Source organism: Streptomyces sp. DSM 42067 (genome assembly GCF_055792885.1).
In genome coordinates, this window is the sequence record NZ_CM147706.1 from 2,607,346 (window position 1) to 2,622,385 (window position 15,040).

General features: G+C 70.6%; 9 protein-coding genes. 3 read left to right on the forward strand and 6 right to left on the reverse strand.

Annotation, left to right across the window (positions count from 1 at the left end; all coding sequences use genetic code 11):
* Nucleotides 1–103: 103 nt before the first annotated feature.
* Both ACSMXV_RS12260 and rpsA read right to left on the reverse strand, forming a co-directional pair.
* Nucleotides 104–1,630 (reverse strand): flavin monoamine oxidase family protein, encoded by a 1,527-nt coding sequence (locus ACSMXV_RS12260; RefSeq protein WP_473178906.1) that lies wholly within the window; start codon nucleotides 1,628–1,630, stop codon nucleotides 104–106.
* 264 nt (nucleotides 1,631–1,894) lie between these two features.
* Nucleotides 1,895–3,391, reverse strand: coding sequence for a 30S ribosomal protein S1 (rpsA, locus tag ACSMXV_RS12265; protein WP_473177671.1), 1,497 nt, complete (start codon nucleotides 3,389–3,391; stop codon nucleotides 1,895–1,897).
* A gap of 443 nt (nucleotides 3,392–3,834) precedes the next feature.
* Here rpsA and ACSMXV_RS12270 point away from each other — a divergent pair, with 443 nt between their 5' ends.
* Together ACSMXV_RS12270 and ACSMXV_RS12275 are read left to right on the forward strand one after the other, a co-directional pair.
* On the forward strand, nucleotides 3,835–4,653 hold the full coding sequence (locus ACSMXV_RS12270) for a class I SAM-dependent methyltransferase (protein ID WP_473178907.1): 819 nt from the start codon (nucleotides 3,835–3,837) through the stop codon (nucleotides 4,651–4,653).
* Nucleotides 4,654–4,795: 142 nt separating this feature from the next.
* Nucleotides 4,796–7,531: an ATP-dependent RNA helicase gene (locus ACSMXV_RS12275; RefSeq protein WP_473177672.1), complete on the forward strand. Its 2,736-nt coding sequence runs from the start codon at nucleotides 4,796–4,798 to the stop codon at nucleotides 7,529–7,531.
* A gap of 73 nt (nucleotides 7,532–7,604) precedes the next feature.
* Here ACSMXV_RS12275 and pgfA read toward each other — a convergent pair whose 3' ends face one another.
* The 3 genes from pgfA to ACSMXV_RS12290 form a co-directional block, all read right to left on the reverse strand.
* Nucleotides 7,605–8,603, reverse strand: coding sequence for a cell envelope lipid trafficking protein PgfA (gene pgfA / locus ACSMXV_RS12280; protein ID WP_473177673.1), 999 nt, complete (start codon nucleotides 8,601–8,603; stop codon nucleotides 7,605–7,607).
* A 20-nt stretch (nucleotides 8,604–8,623) separates the two neighbouring features.
* Nucleotides 8,624–8,758, reverse strand: coding sequence for an SPW_0924 family protein (locus tag ACSMXV_RS12285; protein ID WP_181661928.1), 135 nt, complete (start codon nucleotides 8,756–8,758; stop codon nucleotides 8,624–8,626).
* A 214-nt stretch (nucleotides 8,759–8,972) separates the two neighbouring features.
* Entirely contained in the window at nucleotides 8,973–10,652 is a 1,680-nt protein-coding gene (locus ACSMXV_RS12290) for a lytic transglycosylase domain-containing protein (RefSeq protein WP_473177674.1), read from the reverse strand.
* 269 nt (nucleotides 10,653–10,921) lie between these two features.
* Here ACSMXV_RS12290 and ACSMXV_RS12295 point away from each other — a divergent pair, with 269 nt between their 5' ends.
* Nucleotides 10,922–11,845 (forward strand): DUF4184 family protein, encoded by a 924-nt coding sequence (locus ACSMXV_RS12295; RefSeq protein ID WP_473177675.1) that lies wholly within the window; start codon nucleotides 10,922–10,924, stop codon nucleotides 11,843–11,845.
* A gap of 404 nt (nucleotides 11,846–12,249) precedes the next feature.
* Here the strand turns inward: ACSMXV_RS12295 and polA are convergent, their stop codons facing one another.
* Nucleotides 12,250–14,973, reverse strand: a complete 2,724-nt coding sequence (gene polA, locus ACSMXV_RS12300; protein WP_473177676.1) for a DNA polymerase I — start codon at nucleotides 14,971–14,973, stop codon at nucleotides 12,250–12,252.
* Between the last annotated feature and the right edge of the window lie 67 nt (nucleotides 14,974–15,040).

Genomic DNA, 15,040 nt, shown 5'->3' on the forward strand with positions numbered 1-15,040 from the left:
CGTCCCAGTATCCGGGCACCCGGACACGGGGACGGCGGTTACGCGCACACCTCACCAGACCGACACGCGCGCGTGCCTCCTCACACCGACACGCGCGTGTGCTTCACGACGCCAGTACGCGCGCGTGAAGCGCGGTAACAGCGTTGCGCGCCGAGGCGAAAGCACCGTGCTGCCACGCGTCGGTGTAGCTCAGCCAGTCGCCGGCGAAGTAGACGCGCCCAGTGGGCTCGTTCAGCGGCTTGTACCGCGGGTGGTCGGGACCGTCTGGGGTGTCGTGCCAGGCTGCCTCGAGATAGGGGGTCTGCCGCCAGTGATGCGAGAAGGAGGAGGCGAGCTCGGTGCGGTACTTCTCGCCGTAGATCTTCACTCCGGCGGCAACGGCACGCTTCTCGCGCTCCTTCGGAGTGAGCGCGCCGTACGAGTCCGCGTCCTCGTCGTAGTTGTAGTAACCGATCATCAGGCCGCGCTCGCCGTTGTAGCCGTACGAGGGGTGCCAGATGTGGCTGACGTCGAGGTCGGTCTCGGTGATGCCGCCGTAGATCTTGTGATCGAGCTCCCACCAGCGGGACTTGTACTCGAGGCCGATCTTGGCCGCGGACTGCGGCGTGATGGCCTCCAGGGCCTTCTGCACGCCGGATCCGAGGTTGTGCGGGACCTTGGCGAGGACATTGGGCGGCGTCGCCGCGATGCAGAAGTCGGCCTCGACGGTGTGGGTGCGGCCGCCCTGTGTGTAGGTGACGGTCACGCCGTCGCCCCTGTCGGTGATCTTCGTGACGGCGGCGCCTGTACGGACCCGGTGCGCGCCGATCGCCTCGGTCAGCGCCTTGGGTATCTCGTCCATGCCGCCGACCGGCTGGAACATGAGCATCGCCTGGTCGAATTCGAATTCGAAGGAGAAGTAGCGCCCGACGCCGGTCGCGAAGACGTCGGAGGCGGACGGGATGTCGCCGAGGAGCACACCGGGGGTTCCCGCCGCGGCCGGAACGGTGGTGTACCCCCGGCGCGAACCGCCCTCGTAGCCGAGCTTGTCGCCGAGCTCGCCGAAGTCCTTCAGGAACTCGATCAGCCGCTCCTGGTCGGCGGTGGTCAACTGCTGGTCCAGAGCGCCCTTGTCGGTCGCCTTGGCCAGGAACTCGGAGACGTAGCCGTACACATCGGCCTTGGCTGTGCGGTAGCGCATCGGCTTGGTCATGCCGGCGGACTCGTTGAAGATGTAGGCGTCGGCGTTCGTGTTCGTGAACACCTCGACGGGCACGCCGAGTTCACGGCAGTAGTCGAGGGTGACCATCCACTGCGGGAGACGGGCCGGGCCCGCGTTCATGTACTGCCCGTCGCTGAACCGGGCCGTCTGCTTGGTGCCGTTGAGGTCGGTGGTGGAATCGCCACCGCGCACCGTGAGGTTGCGGCCACCGGAACGGTCTCTGGCTTCGAGGACCGTACAGTCATAGCCGGCCTTACCGAGTTCGTACGCGGAGGCGAGCCCGGCGATGCCGCCTCCCACGATGACCACCTTGGCCGCGCCGCGGCCGGTGAGAGTGAAGTCCCCGGACTGCGGGGCACGGAAGGGCTGCTCACGCTGCGCGGCCTGCGCGGTGGGTGCGAGGCCCAGGGCGCCCATGGTGGCGAACATCGCGCCCGCACCACCAGTGAGACCCACATTGCGGAGAAACGCGCGTCGGCTGGCGCCCGAACCGGCCTGAGGCTGTGCCATGTGTCTTCGGCTCCCCTAATCGATCATGATCTGACCAGGGGATCCTGACAAGAACCTGTTACAGGGCAACGGGATTCGTGTATCCACCACATTTCTCGGGTGCCGCCGTGGGAAACGCACTGGGGCCCGCACCCCGAAGGGTGCGGGCCCCAGCGTTACCTGCTAAGCCCTAGCGGCGAGCAGTCAGCTCTGGCCACCCGCGAGCTTCTCGCGAAGCGCAGCCAGCGCCTCGTCCGAGGCAAGCGCCCCGGAGTTGTCCGCGGACTCCGAGGAGTACGAGCCACCGGAAGCGGCCGGAGCCGCACCCGCAGCCTCGCCACCCTCGGCGGCCGCCTGGGCGTCCGCCTCGCGGGACTTGATGACCTGCGCCTGGTGCTGCTCGAAGCGAGCCTGCGCCTCGGCGTACTGGTGCTCCCACGCCTCGCGCTGGGTCTCGTAGCCCTCGAGCCAGTCGTTGGTCTCGGGGTCGAAGCCCTCGGGGTAGATGTAGTTGCCCTGGTCGTCGTACGACGCGGCCATGCCGTACAGCGTCGGGTCGAACTCGACCGAGGCCGGGTCGGCACCGAAGGCCTCGTTGGCCTGCTTCAGCGAGAGGCTGATGCGGCGGCGCTCGAGGTCGATGTCGATGACCTTGACGAAGATCTCGTCGTTGACCTGGACGACCTGCTCCGGGATCTCCACGTGACGCTCGGCCAGCTCGGAGATGTGGACCAGGCCCTCGATGCCCTCGTCGACGCGGACGAACGCACCGAACGGCACGAGCTTCGTGACCTTACCCGGGACGACCTGACCGATCTGGTGGGTCCGGGCGAACTGCTGCCACGGGTCTTCCTGGGTCGCCTTCAGCGACAGGGAGACGCGCTCGCGGTCCATGTCGACGTCGAGAACCTCGACGGTGACTTCCTGGCCGACCTCGACAACCTCGGACGGGTGGTCGATGTGCTTCCAGGACAGCTCGGAGACGTGGACCAGACCGTCGACGCCACCCAGGTCCACGAAGGCACCGAAGTTGACGATCGACGAGACCACACCGGACCGCACCTGACCCTTCTGGAGGGTGGTGAGGAAGGTCTGGCGGACCTCGGACTGGGTCTGCTCCAGCCAGGCACGGCGGGACAGGACCACGTTGTTGCGGTTCTTGTCCAGCTCGATGATCTTCGCCTCGAGCTCCTTGCCGACGTACGGCTGGAGGTCGCGGACGCGGCGCATCTCGACGAGAGAGGCCGGGAGGAAGCCGCGGAGGCCGATGTCGAGGATGAGACCACCCTTGACGACCTCGATGACGGTACCGGTGACGATGCCGTCCTCTTCCTTGATCTTCTCGATGGTGCCCCAGGCACGCTCGTACTGGGCGCGCTTCTTCGAGAGGATCAGGCGGCCTTCCTTGTCCTCCTTCTGGAGGACAAGGGCCTCGATCTCGTCGCCCACGGCGACGACCTCGTTCGGGTCGACATCGTGCTTGATCGAGAGCTCTCGGCTCGGGATGACACCTTCGGTCTTGTAACCGATGTCGAGCAGGACCTCGTCCCGGTCGACCTTCACGATGACGCCGTCGACGATGTCGCCGTCGTTGAAGTACTTGATCGTCTCGTCGATCGCGGCGAGGAAGGCTTCCTCGTTACCGATGTCGTTGACCGCAACCTGCGGGGTGGTGGCGGTGGTCTCGGTGCTGCTCGTCATGTGGGAAAGGGCTCCGGTACGGACATTGAGTCGTAGGTACTGCTTACGCCGGGAGCCCGTTTCGCTCTGCAGAAGCCGGACAGCTTAGGAGGCGTGCTTTCCGGATTTCCATGTGAAAACGGAAAGCGCCTCGACAACCGAGGGGACATACAACAGATGCGAGCGCAGCCTGCTATGTCTGAGGAGCGCAGGCCCGCAGCGCAACTTGTAGCATACGGGGGCAGCCGGGCAGGGTCAATGCGCGAACGCGCACACCCGGGGCGGATCGCCGCATTCCCGGCACAAGACCTGTTGTCTGAGGCCACAGGGGCCGCAGAACGCTCGGTCGCGACACGCACACAGCGTCACGGCTGACGTGACAGCACGCCGCCGCGCCGCGCCGCCGTCGAGACCCGTCACGACAGATCAGCGGCAGGTGACGGAAGAGTACGACGAGGGAGCCGATCATCCAAGAGCCCGAGCTGCCCGAACCGGAAGCCACTCGACGTGACACGGATGTCACGGAGAGCAGTCGCGCGAGCCGCGGCTGGTGGGACCGGAACGCGGACGAGTACCAGCGCGATCACGGCGCTTTTCTCGGCGACGACCGTTTCGTCTGGGGCCCGGAGGGGCTCGACGAGGCGCATGCGGCGCTGCTCGGCCCTGCGGCCGAGCTGAAGGACAAGGACGTCCTGGAGATCGGTGCGGGCGCGGCGCAGTGCTCGCGCTGGCTTGCCGCGCAGGGCGCCCGGCCCGTCGCCCTGGACCTCTCGCACCGGCAACTGCAGCACGCCCTGCGGATCGGCGCCGAGGGGCTCGGCCTTGTCCAGGCTGATGCGGAGGCACTGCCGTTCGCGGACGCCTCCTTCGATCTGGCTTGCTCGGCGTACGGGGCGCTGCCGTTCGTCGCCGACCCGGTGCAGGTGCTGCGGGAGGTGCGGCGAGTGCTGCGTCCCGGGGGGAGGTTCGTCTTCTCGGTCACGCATCCCATCCGGTGGGCGTTCCCGGACGAGCCGGGCCCGGAGGGCCTGTCGGTGGCCGCCTCGTACTTCGACCGTACGCCGTACGTGGAGCAGGACGAGCAGGGGCGTGCCGTGTATGTCGAGCACCACAGGACGATCGGTGACCGGGTGCGGGACGTGGTCGCGGCGGGTTTCCGGCTCGTCGATCTCGTCGAGCCGGAGTGGCCGGCCTGGAACAGCCAGGAGTGGGGCGGCTGGTCCCCGCTGCGCGGGAATCTGATCCCGGGGACGGCGATCTTCGTCTGCGTACGGGACGAGTGATCTGCCGGTACGAGTGATCTGCTGGTCTGCGTACGCACGCACGCGTACAGGCCGCTTTGCTCCTGCCGGCCGTTTTGGCGGGCGTGTCGGCCGTTTCGGCGGGCGTGTCGGCCGTTTTGGACGGGCGTACGAGACTAGGGGCGTGATCCGTACCGACGCCCTGGAACAGCTGCCCGTCCGTACCGCCGTGCCCGCCCTGCGTGGCGCACTGGACGCGCATGGCACCGCGGTGCTGTGCGCGCCGCCCGGGACGGGCAAGACGACGCTCGTGCCGCTCGCGCTGGCCGGTCTGCTGGGCGACGCTCCGGCGGATGCGGGGGGTGCGGAGGGTGCGGTACGGCGTGTCGTCGTCGCCGAGCCGAGGCGTATCGCCGCGCGGGCCGCCGCCCGGCGGATGGCGTGGCTGGTGGGCGAGCAGACCGGGCAGCGGGTGGGTTACACCGTGCGCGGTGAGCGCGTGGTGGGGCGGCACACGCGCGTGGAGGTCGTCACGACCGGTGTCCTGCTGCAGCGGCTGCAGCGGGATCCGGAGCTGGCGGGCGTCGACGCGGTGGTCATCGACGAGTGTCATGAGCGGCACCTGGACGCGGACACGGTCGCTGCGTTCCTCCTGGACGTACGGGCCGCGCTGCGGCCGGAGCTGCGGTTGCTGGCGGCGTCGGCGACGACCGATGCGGAGGGATGGGCGCAGCTGCTGGGCGGGGCGCCTGTGATCGAGGCCGAGGGTGTCTCGTATCCGGTGGAGGTGGTGTGGGCGCCGCCCGTGCAGCCGGTGCGGCCGCCGCACGGGATGCGGGTGGATCCGGCGCTGCTGTCGCATGTGGCGTCGGTGGTGCGGCGGGCGCTGGGCGAGCGGGACGGGGATGTGCTGTGTTTTCTGCCGGGGGTCGGGGAGATCGCCCGGGTGGCCGGCCGGCTGGGGGATCTGGACGGGGTCGAGGTGCTGCAGGTGCACGGCCGGGCACCGGCGGCGGTGCAGGACTCGGTGCTGGCGGGCTCGGCGGACGGTACGCGCAGGGTGGTGCTGGCGACGTCGGTCGCGGAGTCGAGTCTGACCGTGCCGGGGGTGCGGGTGGTGGTCGACTCCGGGCTCGCGCGGGAGCCGCGGGTGGACCATGCGCGCGGGCTCAGCGCGCTGACCACGGTGCGGGCCTCACAGGCGGCCGGCCGGCAGCGGGCGGGGCGGGCCGGGCGTGAGGCGCCGGGTGCCGTGTACCGGTGCTGGTCGGAGGCGGAGGACGGGCGCCTGCCGCGGTTTCCGGCGCCCGAGATCAGAGTGGCGGACCTCGCCTCGTTCGCCCTGCAGGCGGCTTGCTGGGGCGACCCTGACGCGTCCGGTCTCGCGCTGCTCGATCCGCCGCCGGGCGGGGCGATGGCCGCGGCGCGGGAGGTCCTGCGCGCCATCGGGGCCGTCGACTCGGCCGGCCGTGCCACCGAGCGGGGCACCCGTATGACGCGGCTCGGGCTCCATCCGCGGCTGGCGAGGGCCCTGCTCGACGGGGCCGCCGAGGTAGGCGCGCGGCGTGCGGCCGAGGTGGTCGCCCTCCTCAGCGAGGAGCCGCCGCGCGAGTACGGCGACGACCTCGCCGCGGCATGGCGTTCCGCACGCCGCGGGGGTGACGCCTACGGCGCGCGTTGGCGTGCGGAGGCGCGGCGACTCACGTCCGCGGTCGCCGCTGCGGGCGGGAGCAGGGCGGACGTGGGGTCCGTCGGCGAGCCGGCCGTCCGCGGGCCGGGCGTGCACCGCGTCCTCGGTGGCCCGGCCGGCCTCCGCGGGCCTGCCGACAAGGACGGGCACAGCAGTGCCGCCCATGCCGGCGCCGCGGACGGCAAGGACGACTACAGCGGTGCCGCCCCGCACGCCCTGGCCTCGTGCGGCGGTACGGCGCGTGCCGGGTACACCGACGATCTCGTAGCCGGGCTCGTCGCCGCGTTGGCGTTTCCGGAGCGGGTTGCGCGGGCGCGGGGCGAAGGGGCGTATCGCATGGTGTCCGGGACCGGTGGCGAGCTCGGTGAGGGTTCCGCGTTGCGCGGGGCGCCGTGGATCGCGGTGGCCGTGGCCGACCGGCCCGTGGGCGCCGGGCACGCGCGCGTGCGGCTCGGCGCCGTGATCGACGAGGCGACCGCGCGCCGGGCCGCCGCTTCCCTGTACGCCGAGGGCGAGGAGGTCGGCTGGGCGGGCGGCGACGTCGTCGCCCGGCGTGTCGAGCGGCTGGGAGCCGTGGAGCTGGCCGTGAGCCCGCTCAAGGACGCCGACCCCGGCCTCGTACGCGAGGCGCTGCTGGAGGGGCTGCGGCGCGAGGGGCTCGGTCTGCTGCGCTGGACGCGGGACGCCGAAGCGCTGCGGCAGCGGCTCGCCTTCCTCCACCGGCACAAGGGCGCCTCCTGGCCCGACGTCTCGGATGATGCCCTTCACGCGCGCGTGGGCGAATGGCTGGAGCCCGAGCTGAGCCGCGCCCGCAGACGAGCCGATCTGGAGCGCATCGACGCCGGGCAGGCGCTCACCCGGCTGCTGCCCTGGGCGTCCGGTGAGGCCGCGCGGCTGGACGACCTGGCCCCTGAGCGTGTCGAGGTGCCGAGCGGATCCATGATCCGGATCGACTACGGCAACCCCGAGCAGCCCGTACTCGCCGTGAAACTGCAGGAGATGTTCGGCCTCGCCGAGACCCCGCGCGTGGCGGGAGTGCCGCTGCTCGTACATCTGCTCTCGCCCGCCGGCCGCCCGGCCGCCGTCACAACCGACCTGGCCTCCTTCTGGCGCGACGGCTACCGGTCCGTACGCGCAGAACTGCGTGGCCGATACCCCAAGCACCCGTGGCCCGAGGACCCGGCCACCGCCGAGCCCACCCGCCATACGAACGCGCGGCTCAGGCGGTGACGCCGCTCGGGCGCGAACCTGTTTGTGCGTGGGCGCAATCCGCGCACACGGTCTGCTCAGGGCTTGGCAGGTTTCAGACGTTGACCGGTTCCGGCTCCGGCTCGTACTCCCCCGCGGGCGCCGGGTCCCCCGGCCTGCGGCCGCGCGCCTCCAGGACGAGCGACAACGTGAGCAGCGCGGCGCCGAGCCCCAGGAAGCCCCACGGCAGATACGAGGTCAGCAGCAGGACCACCGTGCGCTGGGATGTGACCAGGTCGACCGTCGACCGGATGTAGTCCTCGCGCATCTTGACATGCCCGGAGAACGCCGTGACCCTGTCGCGGCCGCCGAGCAGCGTCCCGCCCCGCAGCTCCTCCTTGTGGATCTCCTCGCCGTAGACGGGGGCGCCGGTGACGGGTTCCACCCAGAACTTCCGCACGGTCGTGTACCAGCGGGTGGTGCCCGTCTTGGCGATCGACTCGGGGGTGATGCCCTCGACCGGCATCGTCTTCGGCATGCTGACCTTGGTCCAGGGGATCGTCTGCTCGAAGTAGTACACGTCGACACCGCGGAAGCTCTGCGTCCCCTTGTAGTGGATGGGAGCGGTGATGCGGGCTTGGGCGTCGAAGTACGCGTAGTCCCGCTTCTCGGTCAGGAAGGGCCACTTGAACTCGATGCCCTCGCGTTTCACGGGGTCCCCGTCGACCATCTCGCCCTGTGCGTGGACGGGCTCCTGGGAGTGCGCGTCGAAGATGTAGCGCTCGGGGATCTTGGACACCATCTTGCCGTCCGGGCCCTGGACGTAGGAGAGCCCGTCCCAGACCACGACGTCGCGGCCGGCGCTCTTCTCGATCTTCTCGGACTCCTCCACATTGCCCTTGAGGGTCTGCACGATGGTGACCTTGTCGACCTTCTTGGCCCGCATGGTGCCGTAGTCGAGGAGAGTCGCGGGCTTCGCCTCCAGGACCATGGTCTGGTACTGGTGCGCCGGGATCTTCGCCAGCCGCGGGAAGGCGTACCAGCGCACGAGCGGGGACAGCGCCGTGCAGAACACGGCGAGGGCGAGCAGGACCAGGCTGGCCTTGCGGCGCATCTCGACGGCCCTCCTACGGGTCAGGGGTGTGCGGGGACGGTGGTGAGCAGCGGCTTCGGTGAGGTCTCGCCCGGGGGTGAGCCGACTGCGGTGAGCGTGAGGACCAGGGCGAACGCGACGGCGAGACCGGTGGCAGCGGCTATGAGGGCTCGCATGGGGCCTCCCGGCAGGCTCATAGGCGGTAACTGATGGATCGTCAGGGCTGGGGCACCGTAGCAACGGCCGCGCGAGATGAGAACACGTTGCACATGCAGAACAGCGGCGCCCCTCTACCGGTGATGGCAGAAGGGCGCCGCTGTGTGCGGAGTACCGTCCGAAGGCGGCCGTGGCGCCCGCGTGTACGGAGCTCCGGCCACGGTCGTGGCGTTCTTACGAGGTGGTGGCCGCCTCCACCTTCAGCTCGATGGTGAGGGTCCCGCCGCCCGCGGTGTTGATGCGGAGCAGGAACGTACCGGTCGTGTCGTCCGCGTACAGCTTGGGCAGCTTCAGCAGACCGTTCGCGTCCGTCTCCAGGTTTGCGAGGGTGCGGACCGGGTTGCCGTCCGCGTCCTTGAAGTAGGGGCCCTTGTCGTTCGCCGCGGCGTCGTCCGCAGACGTGATCAGGGTCGCGGTGGCCGCGACACCGTCCGCGGCGGCGCCCTTGTACGTGGCCTTGACCTCGACGTCGTTCGCGAACTCGCCGCCCGGCGTGCAGGTCAGCGCGGTGTCGCTGGTACGCACGAGGGTGTCGGCCTGGCGTTCGGTGACCGTCGCCGTGTAGTCGAGACCGGAGAGCGTACGGCCCACGACGGCGGCGCGGACGGTGAAGTCGCCCGTCTTCTCGCCTGCCTGGAGCGTGGGAGCCGTGGCCGTGCCGGTGGCCGACGTGGTGACCGTGGCGATGGTCTCGCCGCCCGCGAAGGTCGCGTCCGTGTCGCCGACGATCGTGAACCGCACCCTGACCTTCGGCACGCCCACGCCCGACGCGGACTCGGCCCGTACGGACACCCTCTCGCCGAACGCGTCGCCCGCCATCGCGGTCAGCTCCCCGGTGCCCGCGTCCTCCAGGCGCGCCACGGTGTCGGTGGGGGTGGGCGTGGGGCTGGGCGTGGGCGATTCGGATCCGGTGCCGGGGTCGGCCGGGGCGGGGCTCGTCGTACTGCCGCCCGGCTTCGTTGTGCCCGGTGTGCTGGGCTTGGACGCACCGGGCGTGGTCGGTGACGGGCTGGGGCTCGGCCCGTCGCTGTCGTCGCTGCGGTCGGTCGGCAGGACGCCCGTACCGTCCGGGACCTCGTGGGTGCCCTTGCGGTAGTACTCGAGCCACTTCAGGACCGTGTTCAGGTAGTCCCGCGAGTGGTTGTAGCTGAGGATGGCCGCGTGCAGCTGCGAGGTGACCGACAGGTCGCGGTCGCCGGCGCACAGGTAGCGGCCGGCGGCGAGCGCCGCGTCGTAGATGTTGTTGGGGTCCCGCTTGCCGTCGCCGTTGCCGTCCGATCCCCAGCTCTCCCAGGTCGAGGGTATGAACTGCATGGGGCCGACAGCGCGGTCGTGCACCGTGTCGCCGTCGTACGCGCCGCCGTCGGTGTCGGTGATCTTCGCGAAGCCGTTGCCGTTGAGGGGCGGTCCGAGGATGCCGGTCGTGGTGCCGTTCGCGTCCACGCGTCCGCCGCGGGCCTGGCCCGACTCGACCTTGCCGATGGCCGCGAGCAGTTGCCAGGGGAGGTTGCAGCCGGGCTTGGACTCCGCGAGGGCGGCCTCGGCCTTCTTGTACGCGTCGAGGACGGTGGCGGGTATGCCGGCTTCCGTCTCGCCCGAGTTGCCGTCGCCGGCGCCGGTGCTGGGCGACTCGGTAGGGCTGTTGAGGGGCGGCAGATCCGTGTAGTAAGGGTCGTTGCCGGTCGCGCCCAGGTCGGCGTCGGTATCGGCCGCGGGAGTGTCCGTGCGCTGCCTACCGGTGTCGGTGTCGGTCAGGCCGGGAGCCTGGGACGCGGACAGTGCTGCGACCGCGGCCGCCGCCAGGGCGGCGGTTGCCACTCCCTTGCGCAGTCTCCTGCCGATGAGCGCCGCCATTCCGAGAACCCCTCCCATTGACGATCGTGCGGGCCGTCCGCGCTCCCCAGCGCGGTCGACCCACGTGACACTACGACAACTCGGGGCGCTCAGAAACCTGTTCGTGCCCGATATTCACCGGTTGGCCACCTCCCGATTTCAGCCATCGTTCGCGTCCGGCCACCCACATCGGCCCAATCGGCGCGTCCCGCATACTGGGCGGCATTGATCACGCCACGGTTACGGGGCGCCCGATCAGGGCGGGCGCCGGAACTCACCCAGGGGGCCTCTTGCCGTTCACGCTCAGCCATGCCGCCGCGGTACTGCCGGCGATCCGCCGTGACGGCACAGGGCGGGGGGCGCTGATCCCGTCGGCACTGGTCGCGGGTTCCTTCGCGCCCGACATGACGTACTACGCGGCGAGTGTGCTGCCCGGAGCCATGGAGTTCGGGGATGTCACACACTCCGCCGTGGGCGTGTTCACGGTCGACGCCCTCCTCGCGGCGGCGCTCGTCGGGATCTGGCTGCTGCTGCGCGAGCCGCTGCTGGCGCTGCTGCCGCGCACCTGGCAGGGCCGTACGCAGACGCTGCTGCGCGGCGGAGGACGACGGGGGCGACCGTCACCGTCGGCGCGCCTGGCCGTGTGGTGGTACGTCTCCGCGGTGCTCGGGGCCGCCACCCATGTCGTGTGGGACGCGTTCACGCATCTCGACCGGTGGGGGATGCGGGTGTTCCCGGTGCTCGGCGAGGAAGTCGCGGGCTCGCCGCTGTACTGGTACGCGCAGTACGGCGGTTCGGCGCTGGCCCTGATGGTGATCGCCGTGTTCGTCGGTTCCGCGCTGCGCCGTGTACCGCCGGCCGAACCCGTCGGTTTGCCTCAACTGTCGGCGGGTGGGAGGTGGTTGGCGGGCTCCCTGATCGGCGGTTGCGCGGCGGTGGGAGCGGCGCACCGGGCGCTTCGCTGGTGGGCGTACTGGGGGGCGACCGCCAAGCCGTGGGAGCTCATTCCGACGGTGTGCTTCGGGGCCGGGGCGGGACTGGCCGTGGGCCTCGTCCTGTACGGCGTGGGGCTCCGGGGACTGCGCCGGGTGGCCCCGGCTTCCGCGTCCCCTTCGAGCCTCGCCTCTACGGCGAAGGGGGCGGGCTCGGCCTCCGCGGCAACGGAGAAGGCGGCCCCAGCGGGCGCGGACGCGGGGCCCGCGCCACCGCGCTGACTCCGGCGCCGCAGCGGCTCGCATCGCGCTTGGCCCGGGCGGGGCGGGGCCCGATGCGACAGGCGCGCCGCTCCCGTTGTGGGCAGGCGCTCCGTCCGTTGTGGGCAGGCGCTCCGTCCGTTGTGGGCAGGCGCTCCGTCCGTTGTGGGCAGGCGTTCCGCAGGGCTGGGGGCACCTCCCACACCCTCAAGGCAGTGGGGGAGGGTGGGCACAACCCACGACGGCGGGTGCCTGCACTCGCAGCCTCAGGTGAACTACCTGGGTTGCCCCTCCGCGCAGGGTCACCCTGCGCCGTGGTCGCCCGGGGGTAAGACGGCGTACCCGGCGTCGCCGGGCTCCTCCCCCAGCTAACGCTGAGGGAAGGAACGACTGCCCACAGCGCCCCTCCCGCCCGTCCGGCAGGACTAATGCGCTGCCGACTCCCAGTCCGCCCCCACCCCCACCGACACATCCAACGGCGCCCGCAACTGCACCGCGGACGCCATCTCCCGGCGGACCAGCTCCTCGGCCGCCGCCCGCTCGCCAGGGGCGATCTCGAGCACGATCTCGTCATGGACCTGAAGCAGCATCCGCGACTTCAGCTGCGCCTCGGTCAGCGCGCGGTCCACCTTCAGCATCGCGAGCTTGACGATGTCGGCAGCGGTCCCCTGGATCGGCGCGTTGAGGGCCATCCGCTCGGCCATCTCGCGGCGCTGCCGGTTGTCGCTGTTGAGGTCCGGCAGATAGCGACGGCGGCCGAACAGCGTCTCCGTGTACCCCGTGGCGCGCGCCTCGTCGACGACGCGGCGCAGATAGTCCCGCACGCCGCCGAACCGCTCGAAGTACGTCTCCATCAGCCCACGCGCCTCGGCCGCCTCGATGTTCAGCTGCTGCGACAGGCCGAAGGCCGACAGCCCGTACGCGAGGCCGTACGACATGGCCTTGATCTTGCGACGCATCTCGGCGTCGACCGCGGACCGCTCGACGGAGAACACCTGCGAGGCGACGGTGGTGTGCAGGTCCTCGCCGGAGGTGAACGCCTCGATGAGGCCCTCGTCCTCGGACAGGTGCGCCATCACCCGCAGTTCGATCTGGCTGTAGTCGGCGGTCATCAGGGACTCGAAGCCCTCGCCGACGACGAAGCCGCGGCGGATGGCACGGCCCTCGTCCGTGCGGACCGGGATGTTCTGCAGGTTCGGATCGGTGGAGGACAGCCGGCCCGTCGCCGCCACCGTCTGGTTGAAGGTGGTGTGGATACGACCGTCCTCGGCGATCGTCTTGATCAGGCCCTCGACGGTGACGCGCAGCTTTGCCTGCTCACGGTGGCGCAGCATGATCACGGGCAGTTCGTGGTCGGTCTGCGCCGCCAGCCAAGCGAGGGCGTCCGCGTCCGTCGTATAGCCCGTCTTCGTCTTCTTCGTCTTGGGCAGGGCGAGTTCGCCGAAGAGGACTTCCTGGAGCTGCTTGGGCGAGCCGAGGTTGAACTCGTGGCCGACGGAGGCGTGCGCCTCCTTTATGGCCTGCTGCACGGCGCCCGCGAACATCTGCTCCATGGCCTCGAGGTGCGCGCGGTCGGCGGCGATGCCGTGCCGCTCCATGCGGGCAAGGAGCTCCGACGTGGGCAGTTCCATGTCGCGCAGCAGCTCGGCGGCGCCCACGTCCCGCAGCCGGTCGCCGAAGGCGGTGCCCAGGTCCAGGATGGTGCGGGCCTGCACCATGAGCGCCTCGGCCTCGGCCTGCTCGTCGGTGCCGAACGCGAGCTGCCCGTCGGCCGCGGCGGCCGGTGCCAGCTCACGGCCCAGGTATTCCAGGGACAGCGCGTCCAGAGCGAAGGAGCGGCGGCCGGGCTTGACCAGATACGCGGCGAGGGCGGTGTCCATGGTCACGCCCTCGACGCTCCAGCCGTGCTCGGCGAAGACCCGCATCGCGCCCTTGGCGTTGTGCAGCACCTTGGGCTTGGCCGGGTCGGCCAGCCACTGCGCGAACGCGGTCTCGTCGGCCTCGTCCAGCTGCGTCGGGTCGAACCAGGCGGCCGCGCCTCCGGCGGCGGCCAGCGCGATCTCGGCGACCGCACCGCTGCCCAGCTTCCAGGAGTCGACGGTGGCCAGGCCCAGGACCGCCTTGCCGTGCTCGGCGATCCAGGGCGCCACCTCGCCCGCGCCGAGCACGGCGCCGTGCAGTTCGACGCCCTCGCTGACGGGGGCTTCCTCGGCCACCTCGGCGCCGGGGTCGACGGCGAACAGCCGCTCCCGCAGGGACGGGTTGCGGATCTCCAGGGTGTCCAGGAACAGGGCGACGGCCTTGCGGTCGTACGCAGCGCGGGCCAGGTCGTCGACCGTCTTGGGCAGCTCGACGTCCCGCACCATCTCCGTGAGGACGCGGTTCATCTTCACCGCCTCGAGGTGGTCGCGGAGGTTCTGCCCGGCCTTGCCCTTGACCTCGTCGACGCGCTCCACGAGCTCGGCGAACGAACCGAACTGGTTGATCCACTTCGTGGCGGTCTTCTCACCGACGCCCGGAATGCCCGGAAGATTGTCCGACGGGTCACCGCGCAGCGCCGCGAAGTCCGGGTACTGCTGGGGGGTGAGGCCGTACTTCTCCTCGACCTTCTCCGGCGTGAACCGCGTGAGCTCGGAGACGCCCTTCGTCGGATACAGCACCGTGGTGTGCTCGCTGACCAGCTGGAACGCATCACGGTCGCCCGTGACGATCAGCACCTCGAAGCCCTGCGCCTCGGCCTGCGTCGCAAGTGTGGCGATGACGTCGTCCGCCTCGAAGCCGTCCACCGCGAACCGGTCGGCGTGCATCGCGTCGAGCAGCTCGCCGATCAACTCGACCTGGCCCTTGAACTCGTCCGGGGTCTTGGAGCGGTTCGCCTTGTACTCCGCGAACTGCTCCGCTCGCCAGGTCTTGCGGGAGACGTCGAACGCCACCGCGAAGTGCGTGGGCGCCTCGTCGCGCAACGTGTTCGCCAGCATCGACGCGAAGCCGTAGATCGCGTTCGTCGGCTGGCCCGTCGCGGTGGTGAAGTTCTCCGCGGGCAGCGCGAAGAACGCGCGGTACGCCAGCGAGTGCCCGTCCATGAGCATCAGGCGCGGCCGGTCCCCGGCGGTCGTCTTCTCGGTCTTCTTCGATGCTGTCTCTGCCACGCCCCCGATCCTGCCACGGCCCACTGACAACCGAGCCACGCTCTGACGGCCGAGCCAAGCAATGCTT

Coding starts and splice junctions, on each gene's coding strand:
- ACSMXV_RS12260 (WP_473178906.1), bottom strand. CDS start 1,630: ATGTTCGCCACCATGGGCGCCCTGGGCCTCGCACCCACCGCGCAGGCC.
- rpsA (WP_473177671.1), bottom strand. CDS start 3,391: ATGACGAGCAGCACCGAGACCACCGCCACCACCCCGCAGGTTGCGGTC.
- pgfA (WP_473177673.1), bottom strand. CDS start 8,603: ATGCGCCGCAAGGCCAGCCTGGTCCTGCTCGCCCTCGCCGTGTTCTGC.
- ACSMXV_RS12285 (WP_181661928.1), bottom strand. CDS start 8,758: ATGCGAGCCCTCATAGCCGCTGCCACCGGTCTCGCCGTCGCGTTCGCC.
- ACSMXV_RS12290 (WP_473177674.1), bottom strand. CDS start 10,652: ATGGCGGCGCTCATCGGCAGGAGACTGCGCAAGGGAGTGGCAACCGCC.